This window comes from Moraxella sp., from assembly GCF_024227015.1.
In the GTDB taxonomy this organism is placed as follows: Bacteria; Pseudomonadota; Gammaproteobacteria; order Pseudomonadales; family Moraxellaceae; genus Moraxella.
The window spans coordinates 1-11,756 of the sequence record NZ_JAAELD010000235.1; the positions used below are offsets into that span (position 1 = coordinate 1).

At 45.4% G+C, this 11,756-nt stretch carries 9 protein-coding genes and 1 tRNA gene; 8 read left to right on the forward strand and 2 right to left on the reverse strand.

Features of this window, described 5'->3' with window-relative positions; genetic code table 11:
- Nucleotides 1-1,170, forward strand: a 1,170-nt coding sequence (locus GY683_RS05485) for an aminopeptidase family protein P (RefSeq protein WP_297287789.1), incomplete at its 5' end; no start/stop codon positions are given.
- A gap of 42 nt (nucleotides 1,171-1,212) precedes the next feature.
- On the opposite strand, the gene GY683_RS05490 is transcribed toward GY683_RS05485, so the two are convergent.
- Nucleotides 1,213-2,559 (reverse strand): anthranilate synthase component I family protein, encoded by a 1,347-nt coding sequence (locus tag GY683_RS05490; protein WP_297287790.1) that lies wholly within the window; start codon nucleotides 2,557-2,559, stop codon nucleotides 1,213-1,215.
- Nucleotides 2,560-2,660: 101 nt separating this feature from the next.
- Nucleotides 2,661-3,893, reverse strand: a complete 1,233-nt coding sequence (locus GY683_RS05495) for a beta-ketoacyl-ACP synthase II (protein ID WP_297287791.1) — start codon at nucleotides 3,891-3,893, stop codon at nucleotides 2,661-2,663.
- 282 nt (nucleotides 3,894-4,175) lie between these two features.
- On the opposite strand from GY683_RS05495, the gene GY683_RS05500 reads away from it, so the two are divergent.
- From GY683_RS05500 to GY683_RS05530, 7 genes are all read left to right on the forward strand, one after another.
- Nucleotides 4,176-5,636, forward strand: coding sequence for an EcsC family protein (locus GY683_RS05500; RefSeq protein ID WP_297287792.1), 1,461 nt, complete (start codon nucleotides 4,176-4,178; stop codon nucleotides 5,634-5,636).
- Nucleotides 5,637-5,816: 180 nt separating this feature from the next.
- Nucleotides 5,817-6,191, forward strand: a complete 375-nt coding sequence (rpsL, locus tag GY683_RS05505) for a 30S ribosomal protein S12 (RefSeq protein ID WP_029102685.1) — start codon at nucleotides 5,817-5,819, stop codon at nucleotides 6,189-6,191.
- 115 nt (nucleotides 6,192-6,306) lie between these two features.
- Nucleotides 6,307-6,780, forward strand: a complete 474-nt coding sequence (gene rpsG / locus GY683_RS05510) for a 30S ribosomal protein S7 (protein ID WP_036364066.1) — start codon at nucleotides 6,307-6,309, stop codon at nucleotides 6,778-6,780.
- Between the two features lie 167 nt (nucleotides 6,781-6,947).
- Complete coding sequence (gene fusA, locus GY683_RS05515) at nucleotides 6,948-9,074, forward strand: elongation factor G (protein ID WP_297287793.1); 2,127 nt, start codon at nucleotides 6,948-6,950, stop codon at nucleotides 9,072-9,074.
- A 139-nt stretch (nucleotides 9,075-9,213) separates the two neighbouring features.
- Nucleotides 9,214-10,404: an elongation factor Tu gene (tuf, locus tag GY683_RS05520; RefSeq protein WP_036363988.1), complete on the forward strand. Its 1,191-nt coding sequence runs from the start codon at nucleotides 9,214-9,216 to the stop codon at nucleotides 10,402-10,404.
- Nucleotides 10,405-10,620: 216 nt separating this feature from the next.
- Nucleotides 10,621-11,550, forward strand: a complete 930-nt coding sequence (locus tag GY683_RS05525) for a lysozyme inhibitor LprI family protein (protein WP_297287794.1) — start codon at nucleotides 10,621-10,623, stop codon at nucleotides 11,548-11,550.
- 92 nt (nucleotides 11,551-11,642) lie between these two features.
- A tRNA-Trp gene (locus GY683_RS05530) sits at nucleotides 11,643-11,718 on the forward strand.
- The last annotated feature ends 38 nt before the right edge of the window (nucleotides 11,719-11,756 follow it).

The window sequence follows — 11,756 nt, forward strand, 5'->3', positions numbered from 1 at the left end:
AGTGATGTGTCGTTTAACCCTGTGTTTTTATCGCATTTATTGATTGGTAAAGACAGCGCGGTACTGTTTGTCGATGAACAAAAATTAAATGACGATGCCAAGATTGCCCTACAGAATGCAGGCATCGCCACGTCGGATTATAACGCTGTCACCACTGCTTTGGCGGACATAACAGGCACGCTGTTAATCGACCCTGCTAAAGTTGCCATCAGCACCATCAAGCAAGTGCCAAACAGCGTAACTATCGTGCGTGCGATGAACCCAAGTACGGTGTTAAAAGCGGTAAAATCAGACATCGAGCTGAACCACGTGCGTGAAGCCATGCGTCAAGATGGGGCAGCGTTGTGTCATTTCTTTAGTCGCCTTGAGCAGCGTGTGGCAGCAGGCGATGCGATTACCGAGCTGGATATTAACACCATGCTGACCGATGCACGCAGCGAGCAGCCAAACCACGTCTCGGCAAGTTTTGACACCATTGCAGGCTTTAAGGGTAATGGGGCGATTGTGCATTATAAAGCCAATAAAGATAACCACGCTCAGATTGTAGGTTCGGGGCTGTTGCTGATCGATTCTGGGGCACAGTATTACAACGGTACCACCGACATCACGCGCATGGCAGGTATTGGCGACATCAGCGATGATGAGAAGCGCGATGTCACTTACGTCCTAAAGGCACACATCGCATTAGCAGCCGCAGTCTATCCTGTGGGTATTCCATCATCTCAGCTGGATGTCTTGGCGCGTAATCAGCTGTGGCAGCTGGGTCTAGATTATGGACATGGCACAGGGCATGGTGTGGGTTATTTTCTAAATGTCCACGAAGGTCCGCAGGTCATCTCGCGCAATGCGCCATCATCGACAGAGCGCACCATGCAATTGGGCATGATCACCAGTAACGAACCAGGGCTATACCGTGAAGGCAAGTGGGGCGTTCGCCTTGAGAATCTGGTGGCGACCGTGCCTGCGCACAGCACCGAGTTTGGCGAATTTGCTAAGTTTGAAGATTTAACCTTGTGTCCGTTTGATACTCGTCTGTTGTTGCCAGAATTATTGACAATCGAAGAAAAAAACTGGCTCAATGATTATCACAAAAAAGTGCACGATGCACTGATTGATCGTGTTGATGGCGACGCCAAAGCGTGGCTCATCGAGCGCACCCAGGTAATATGACACAAATAAAAAATCCGTCCATTTTGGGCGGATTTTTTTGGCTTAATCTGTCATTATTTGAATAATATTCCCCACTTTATCCAAACATTCTTGATATTCGCTAGCCATGTCCGATTTTATGGTAATACCGCCTCCTGCCCATAGTTCCGTTTTTTGCCATTTGTGCAACGTGCGAATGAGTACATTCCAATTCCCCGTACCGTCAAAATTCATATAGCCCATGGTTCCGCAATACGCCCCACGGGGGGAGATTTCTAATTCATGGATAATCTCGCACGCCCGTTTTTTTGGTGTGCCTGTGATTGACCCTGCGGGCAAACTGCCAAATAAGACTTCTAGGCTATGTACGTCTTTTAATTGGGCGGTAATGGTGCTGACCATATGATGTACATTTTTAAAACTTTCAATGGCAAAGCGTTTGGGCGTTTTTACCGTGCCGATATGGGCGTATTTGCCTAAGTCATTTCTGAGCAAATCCACAATCATTAAATTTTCGCTAATATCCTTTTCGCTGTTTTTGAGTTCATTTTTTAACTCATTGTCTATATTAGCATCATCATGGCGTGGGCGTGTGCCTTTTATGGGTTTTGTGATGATATGAATATTATTTTCTATTTTATGAAATTCAAAAAATAATTCAGGCGATACTGATAAAATTTCAAATTCACCTAATTTTAAAAACCCTGCAAATGGGGCATTGATTTTATCTTGCAAATGGGGCAAATAACTGGCTAAATTAGCCAAATCCGCTTGCCATTTTTGGGTCAGGTTAATTTGATAAGTATCGCCTGCTTTGATATATTCTTGGGTTTGGTTAAAGGCGTGATTATAATCCGATTTTTGCCATGATGAGATAAATTGGGCAGGTGTTGGTTTTGGTAATTGTTGATTTAATAAATCAGTTAAACTATTCTTTATTTCATCAAAAATTTGTTTATCAACATTGATACCAATCAAGTCAAATCCATGCTCGCACGGCTTAATATAAATATCATAATGCCCAAAATAAGCACAAGGCTGGTCAGGCTTGATAGCGATGTTAGGATTTAATTCATGAGCTGATAGGTCATAACCGATAAAGCCCATTAAGCCGTGCGTATATTCGCCGTGGCGTGTGGGGATTGGGGTGTGGGCTTGGCAGTAGGCGATAAGCTCGTTTTGCCAATCGGTATAGGTGGCAGGGTAGGTGTGGTTGTCGTTTTGGCGAGTTTTTTTGTGAATGGATAAGCCATTTGTAAAGACGGCGGTCCACGAAACAGCAGGGTAAATGCCAATGACGGGGCGATGAGCGTTGTGCAAAAAACACACCTGCCAATCGGGGCGGTGCGTGGCGATGAGTGCGACAAGCTGGCTTGGAGTGTGCGTGGTGGTAAGGGGGTGTGTGAGCATTTTTAAAGGAAAGTGTAGAAAAAATCGAATTGTAATGTAAGTTCGGTAAAAATAAAACCCTATTTTTGAAATAGGGTTTTATTATGATTTTGGGTTTTATTTTAACCCTTAAATTTTCTCATCACCAATGCCGAATTTGTCCCACCAAAACCAAAACTATTGCTCATGGCGGTGTTAATCTCGGTTTGGCGTGTGGTGTGCACGATGTCAAAAGGCTTGGCTTTTTCGTCCATGTCGGTGATATTAATACTCGGGGCGATAAAGTCGTTATTCATCATCAGCACGCAATAAATCAGCTCTTGCACGCCCACCGCTCCTAGGCTATGCCCTGTCATGGATTTGGTTGAGCTAATGGGCGGAGTTTTGTCCGCACCGCCAAACACGTCTGCAATGGCGTGTAGCTCGGTGATGTCCCCAAGCGGTGTTGATGTGCCGTGCGAATTGACATAATCCACCGTGTCAAGCTCTGCCTGTGCTAGGGCGATTTGCATACAGCGAGTTGCCCCTTCTCCGCTGGGGGCGACCATTTCCGCACCGTCTGACGTTGCCCCATAGCCCACGATTTCCGCCAAAATGTTCGCCCCGCGAGCCTGTGCGTGTTCTAGGCTCTCCACGACTACCATACCGCCACCGCCTGCGATGACAAAGCCGTCTCGGGTACTATCATAAGGGCGACTTGCGGTGGTGGGCGTGTCGTTATAGCTTGTACTCATCGCTCCCATGGCGTCGAACATACATGACTGCGTCCAATGCTCGCTCTCTCCGCCCCCTGCGATGACCATGTCCGCCTTGCCAAGCTGGATAAGCTCCATGGCATGACCGATACAGTGGCTGGACGTGGCACAGGCGGACGACAGCGAATAGCTAATGCCTTTAATTTTTAACCCCGTGGCAAGCGTGGCGGACACCGTGCTACTCATGATTTTTGGCACTGCCATGGCTCCCACGCCACGCAGTCCCTTGGCTTTCATGTTATCTACCGAGCTGACCACGTCTGCCGTGCTTGCTCCGCCTGAGCCTGCCACGACCGCCACACGCACGTTATCCGCCACATCATCAAGGGACAGACCTGCGTTATCTATGGCGGATAAGGCGGACACATAGGCGTAAAGGCTAGCATCCGACATAAAGCGTTTTAGTTTGCGGTCAATGCCTGATGTATCAAGCGTGCTTTGATCAATCGAGCCTGATACGCACGATTTAAAGCCATTATCGGCATAACTTTGGTTAAAGATAATGCCTGATTTGCCGTTTTTTAGGCTATCGGTAACGGTAGCTAGGTCATTGCCAATATTTGAGACAATACCCATGCCTGTGATGACGACTCGTTTCATGGAATGTTCCTTATGAGATATAAAAAAGTTTACAGTTGTATTTTGGTTATTGTAACAAATTATTTGATAAAAATGGAAATTTTTAAATCGCAGATTCGCGGTATTCGCCATTGCCTGTATAAATTGCCTAAGTTTTCATTTCCTTAATCTGCCTGTAATATTTGGCGTACAGGATAACATTTTCGCTAAGTTTTTATTTGGCAAGGGCGCGGTCTTTATGATAGTATTAAAGGTAGACATTGAGTAAAATTTATTCAAAAAATAGCATCCAAGGAGATCATGATGCCAAATAAAAAATCCCACAACGATAATAAATCCCACAACGATAATTTAGACAACCTAGACAATTTGGCCAACTCTCTAGATGCCACAGATGGCGTCGAAGTCGTGGCGCAAGTAGATATTGATAATAAATCTGTACAAGACGTGTTGGTGGTTAAGGATTCTCGTGATGCCCAAGAGCCTAAAGGCAATGCTCAAGACAGCCAAGATAAGACCAATCAGGACGAATCCACGTCTATCAAACAAAGAGTTGATAACGCACTGGATGAAATGGCGTCTAAAGCTGCTAACATTAGCAAGGGCGAGCAGGGTGGTCTAGATGATTTACAGAATGCTGCCAAAGAGGCCATCGAAGACGTCAGGGACAAGGTTGAAAGCACTAAGCAAAAAGCCCAAGATGAGCTAGGCGATCTTATTGAAGATGCCAAAGAGCGTGCGACTGATGCCAAAGAAAAGTTAACCCAAAACATTCAAGAAATCAAAGAGACAGTCGAAGCGCAAGGGACTGATGGCGATGCCAAAGGTGGTCTGGCTGGCGCACTTGGCAAACTTGGCGCATTCTTAAGTGCGATGAATGGCTCAAAATCGACTAGCGAGCCTTATCATGCGGTCGATCTTAACGCCAAAGAATACGAACAAGACGCTTTTCGTAAGCAGACATCGAGCATGAGCGCTCAGTTATTCGGTCCAAAATTCACCACCGCTCAATCCTTAGTGGGTAAAGTAGCCCCGAGCGTTAATAGTGACGGCGTGACCGATTTTATTTTTAATAAAGCAGCTAGTTGGGCGAATAATTGGGCAAAAAAAGATCTGCTCAGAGATTCTCGTTTTGCCAATTTATCCAGTCTGACCGATATCGAGCGCGATGATTTTGCGCGCGATGTCGCCAATCAGAACCGTGCCTTGGCGGTGATGGGTGGGTTGGCAGGTCTTGCAGGTATCAAGGGTCTGATCGCAGATGCTGGATGGCTTTTGATGGTGTCATTAAAGGCGGTGTATCAGTTGGCGCTGATCTATGATAAGCCATTAACCGGCAAAGAAGGCATCAAGATCGCCTATGGCGTGCTGTCAGGCGCTAACTTGACCAGACTTCAAGAAAAGCAAATCATCCTAACTGCACTCGCCTTAGGTAATGCCGTATTTGCCAATGCAGAGCGTTCAAGCTTAAAGCAGGAGCTGCAAAACGTTGGTCTAAAATACAGCGCCGGTGAATCGTTCAACAAACAGCTGGATGAACTCTCAAAATACGTCAATATCGATAACCTAAAATTAGGCTGGCTTGGCAAGCTATTGCCGGTTACTTCGGTGGGTGTTGGCGCGTATTATAACCGTGAGCTGATCGAAGAGGTGCTAGGCACAGCGATGGTAACTTTTCGCCCAGAACGTCCACAATTACTAACCGAGAATCAGCGTTCACAAGAAATAGATGCCAGTGAAAAACCTGCTGATACAGATGAGTAAATTGCCATACCAGCTGTCATAAGCTGGTTATCGCTGATGATATTCAAGCATAAGCTAAGTTATTTTTTGCTTGTGCTTGAATTTTTTTGACTTTGACTCTATAATATAGTGCCCCTAAAAGGGGATAGTCGGCTATTGCATAAAAAATAGCCATATTGTTAATAACGGGAGAAATTGCCAATGGCAACTACAAACCAACTTATCCGTAAAGGTCGTAAGACCATTACTGAAAAGTCGAAAGTACCTGCACTACAAGCCTGCCCACAACGTCGCGGCGTTTGTACTCGTGTATATACTACGACTCCAAAAAAACCTAACTCAGCCATGCGTAAAGTGTGCCGTGTACGTCTAACTTCTGGCTATGAAGTATCTAGCTACATCGGCGGTGAAGGTCATAACCTTCAAGAGCACAGTGTTGTATTGATCCGTGGCGGTCGTGTAAAAGATCTTCCAGGTGTTCGTTATCACACCGTGCGTGGCGCACTTGACTGTGCAGGCGTGAAAGATCGTAAACAAGGCCGTTCTAAGTACGGTGCTAAGCGTCCTAAGGCATAAGCCTAAAGACATCATTTGCGTATTTTAGGGTTTGGTGTGTCAAACCCACATACGCAGTAAGGCTGGTTAAGCTAGCTTTTATACCAGATTATCCTGAAGATATAAGGAAACTATTATGCCAAGACGTCGTGTCGTCGCTGCCCGTGAAATCCTACCAGATCCTAAATTCGGCAGCCAAACCATCGCAAAATTCATCAACCACGTAATGGTTGATGGTAAAAAATCAGTCGCTGAAAAAATCGTTTACGGCGCACTAGAGACTGTTGCTGCTAAGCGCAACGTTGAAGATCCAGTTGCATTCTTTGAAGAAGTGCTAGAAAGCGTTCGCCCAACGGTGGAAGTTAAAGCTCGCCGTGTTGGTGGTGCTACCTACCAAGTACCTATGGAAGTACGTCCCTCCCGTCGTACTGCCCTAGCAATGCGTTGGTTGGCTGACGCCGCCGCTAAGCGCTCTGAAAAATCAATGGCTCTACGTCTAGCTGGTGAGCTAAACGATGCAGCAGAAGGTAAAGGCGCTGCCATCAAGAAACGTGATGACGTTCACCGTATGGCTGATGCGAACAAAGCGTTCTCGCACTTCCGCTTCTAATTTAAGAAGTGCTGTCAAGCATTTCTTAATAACAGGTGCATTGGCTTGGATGATGCCTTATCATCCAAGTCGGCCCATATAAGTCTGATTGTCATGTTTTGGTCATGAATGTTGATTAAAATTATCCATCAGACACCCAATTAATCAGAATTTTTCTAGGAAAAATTATGGCACGTAAAACCCCCCTAAACAGATATCGTAACATCGGTATCTCTGCGCACATCGATGCTGGTAAGACCACCACATCTGAGCGTATGTTGTTCTACACAGGTAAGAGCCACAAACTAGGTGAAGTGCACGAAGGCGCTGCCACCATGGACTGGATGGAGCAAGAGCAAGAGCGTGGTATTACCATCGCATCAGCAGCAACCACTTGCTTTTGGTCGGGTATGTCTGATCAATTCCCAGAGCATCGCATCAACCTAATTGACACCCCCGGCCACGTTGACTTCACCATCGAAGTTGAACGTTCTATGCGTGTACTAGACGGTGCGTGTATGGTTTACTGTGCGGTTGGCGGTGTACAGCCTCAATCAGAAACTGTATGGCGTCAAGCTAACAAATATAAAGTGCCACGCCTTGCGTTCGTTAACAAAATGGACCGTACTGGCGCGAACTTCTTCCGCGTAGTTGAGCAAGTAAAAACTCGTCTAGGTGGTAACCCTGTACCTGTAGTTGTGCCAATCGGTGCTGAAGATAACTTTGAAGGTGTTATCGACCTACTTGAGATGAAATCTATCATCTGGGATGTAGAATCTCAAGGTATGAAGTTTGAATACGGCGAAATTCCTGCTGACCTAGTTGATGTTGCTGAAGAATGGCGCAACAACATGGTTGAAGCAGCCGCTGAAAGCTCAGAAGAGCTAATGGACAAGTACCTAGAAGAAGGCGATCTGTCTCGTGAAGACATCGTAGCTGGTCTTCGTGCTCGTACACTAGCATGTGAAATCCAACCAATGCTATGTGGTACTGCCTTTAAAAACAAAGGCGTACAGCGTATGCTTGACGCAGTAATCGAATTCCTACCCGCGCCAAATGACGTTGAAGCCATCAAAGGTATCCTTGATGACAAAGACGAATCTGAAGGTACTCGTGAATCTTCTGATGATGAACCATTTGCTGGTTTGGCATTCAAAATCCAAAACGATAAGTACGTTGGTAACTTGACTTATGTACGTATCTACTCTGGTGTTGCTCAGCAAGGTGACAGCGTATATAACCCTGTTAAAATGAAGCGTGAGCGTATCGGTCGTATCGTTGAGATGCACGCTAACTCACAAGAAGAAGTGAGCGAAGCCCGTGCTGGTGACATCGTAGCATTCGTAGGTCTAAAAGACGTAACTACTGGTGACACACTATGTGATAATGACAATGTTATCACCCTTGAGCGCATGGAATTCCCAGATCCGGTTATCAGCCTAGCGGTTGAACCAAAAACTAAAGCTGACCAGGAGAAGATGTCTATCGCTCTAGGCCGTCTGGCTAAAGAAGACCCTTCATTCCGTGTACGTACTGATGAAGAATCAGGCCAAACCATCATCTCTGGTATGGGTGAGCTACACCTTGACATCATCGTTGACCGTATGAAGCGTGAATTTAACGTTGAAGCGAACATCGGTGCACCTCAAGTTGCCTACCGTGAAACGATCCGTCAGACTGTTGAAGTTGAAGGTAAATTCGTTCGTCAAACCGGTGGTCGTGGTAAATTCGGTCACGTTTGGCTACGTCTTGAGCCACTTGATCCAGAAGGTGAAGTGGAATACGAATTTGCTGAAGAAATCGTGGGCGGTGTTGTACCTAAAGAATACCACGGTGCAGTAGACAAAGGTATCCAAGAGCGTATGAAAAACGGCGTTCTAGCAGGCTACCCAGTAGTTAACGTTAAAGCAACTCTGTATGATGGTTCTTACCATGACGTTGACTCTGACGAACTATCGTTCAAAATGGCAGGTTCTATGGCATTCAAGAAAGGCTTTATGCAAGCCTCTCCAGCGTTGCTTGAGCCTATCATGAAGGTAGAAGTTGAGACTCCAGAAGACTACATGGGCGACATCATGGGTGACTTGAACCGTCGTCGTGGTATGGTTCAAGGTATGGACGATCTACCTGGCGGCACCAAAGCCATCCGTGCTGAAGTACCGCTTGCTGAGATGTTCGGTTATGCTACTCAAATGCGTTCTATGTCTCAAGGTCGTGCGACTTACTCTATGGAATTTGCAAAATACCAAGAGACTCCGAAGAACGTTGCTGATGAGATCATCAAGAAGTTCACTGCTAAAGATGACGACGAGTAATTTACTCATCTGTTAATCTAACAATACTTGATTGCAAGCATCATTTAATGTCTTGCAATCAAGGTAGAAGATTTAAATTTTTATTGTTTAAATTGTCTTATATCAATCAGATTAAGACCATTCTAAAAGGAATAGTATCATGGCCAAAGCCAAGTTCGAACGTAACAAACCACACGTAAACGTTGGTACCATCGGTCACGTTGACCACGGTAAAACTACCCTAACTGCTGCTATCGCAACTGTTGCTGCTAAGCACCACGGTGGTGAAGCAAAAGACTACGCTGCAATTGACTCAGCACCAGAAGAAAAAGCACGTGGTATTACCATTAACACTTCTCACATCGAGTATGACACTGAAGCACGTCACTACGCGCACGTAGACTGCCCAGGCCACGCCGACTATGTTAAAAACATGATTACGGGTGCGGCACAGATGGACGGCGCTATCCTAGTTGTAGCAGCTACTGACGGCCCAATGCCACAAACTCGTGAGCACATCCTTCTATCTCGTCAGGTTGGCGTACCTTACATCATGGTATTCATGAACAAGTGCGACCTAGTAGACGACGAAGAACTACTAGAGCTAGTAGAAATGGAAGTGCGTGAACTTCTATCTGACTACGACTTCCCTGGTGATGACACTCCTATCATCAAAGGTTCTGCACTACTAGGTCTAAATGGCGACCAAGGTCAATATGGTGAGCCAGCTATCTTAGAACTACTAAGCACTCTAGATAGCTACATCCCTGAGCCAGAGCGTGACATCGATCGTCCATTCCTAATGCCAATCGAAGACGTATTCTCAATCTCTGGTCGTGGTACTGTTGTAACTGGTCGTGTTGAGTCTGGCATCATCAAAGTTGGTGACGAAGTTGAAATCGTTGGTATCAAAGACACTGCTAAGACTACCTGTACTGGTGTTGAGATGTTCCGTAAGCTTCTAGACGAAGGCCGTGCTGGTGAGAACTGTGGTGTTCTACTACGTGGTACTAAGCGTGAAGAAGTTCAACGTGGTCAAGTACTTGCTAAACCAGGTTCAATCACGCCGCACACTAACTTCGACGCAGAAGTATACGTACTATCAAAAGAAGAAGGTGGTCGTCACACGCCATTCCTAAACGGCTATCGTCCACAGTTCTACTTCCGTACTACTGACGTAACTGGTGCCATCACTCTACAAGAAGGTACTGAAATGGTTATGCCTGGTGACAACGTTGAGATGAGCGTTGAGCTTATCCATCCAATCGCCATGGACAAAGGTCTACGCTTCGCGATCCGTGAAGGTGGCCGTACCGTAGGCGCTGGTGTTGTTGCTAACGTTAAGAACTAATCTAACAAGATTAGCCTAACAGCAAACAAACCAAACGACTTACCAAAGTCAAAACCCCCTGCCAGAGATGGTGGGGGGTTTGGTTTTTGGGGTAAGTACTTAAAAACAAGTCGCGAACCTAAATAAATAACACTTGATATCCTGGGGTTATTTTACTAAAATGTAAATGTTGTATTTTTTGATTACATTGAATTACATTTTGGTAATGGAGCTCTAATGAAGACTTGGTTGATGATGGGTTTGCCTGCGGTATTAACTGTGGCTTTGACAGGCTGCTTTGATAACAAGAAGATTGATTGTAGTGACCCAGATGGTCTGTCTTTGATCCAGGGCATTGTCAGTGAGGCTACAGAAAAAGCAATAAAAAGAGAAACTGATGAACCTTTATCATCTATCCGCGCCTCTGTTGAAGGTCTTGGAATGTCAATAGCCGATGTACGTACCGCCAAAACTGATCCAAACAGCACAAAAATATTCTGCGAAGCCAATCTTGAGGTTAAGATTCCTGCCAAGACTAAGCAGGATGCCCAAGCATCTTTGGATGCGATGGAGCTTGAAGAGACTGTTGATAACATATTAGAAAATCACGGTTTTGAACAATCATCCACGAGTGCTGATATATATAAAATAGGCATCAGCTATAACCTTCAGCCCACAGACGATGGTCAAAAAGTATACGCTCAGCTAGAAGATGGCAGTCCGCAAGCTGGTCTTGCAGATCTATTGGGTTGGGCGGTTTCAAAAAATAAAATTGTCAAAGAGCAATTAGAAATACAAAGAGCGGCCATTGAGGAAGAAGCAAGAGCAGCCAAAGAACAAGCTGAACACGAAGCCCAGCTCAAAAAAGAAGCGGCTGAATTAGCGGCGGCGGAGCGAGCCCAAATGGACGCTCAAATCAGCCAGGCAAAAGCCGCTTACAAACGAGCGGTTAATGAGATTAATGAAATCTGGAATTCTTTGGATGCTGAAACGCAGGATGCGTTGCGTGAAGAACAGCGAGCGGTCAATAAGGAGCGTGAAGCAGCCTGTAAGGCAGAGTCTATCGCTAATGGCGGCACTCAAGATGAAAAAGAGGTATATCGTCTGATGTGTGAAGTTGAAGCTCTAAATGGACGTAAAGAATACTTATTTTATAACTACTTCTAAACAACAAATAGAATGCAAGGGGCTTAAAAATAATTTATTAAATCTCTTGCATTCTAGATTATCTTTGCTATAATAGCAGTCCTTAACTCCTTAGGCGATTGGCTCAATTGGTAGAGCATCGGTCTCCAAAACCGAGGGTTGGGGGTTCGAGTCCCTCATCGCCTGCCATCTTATATTTTTCCATACCATTCTTTTAATTTTATAAA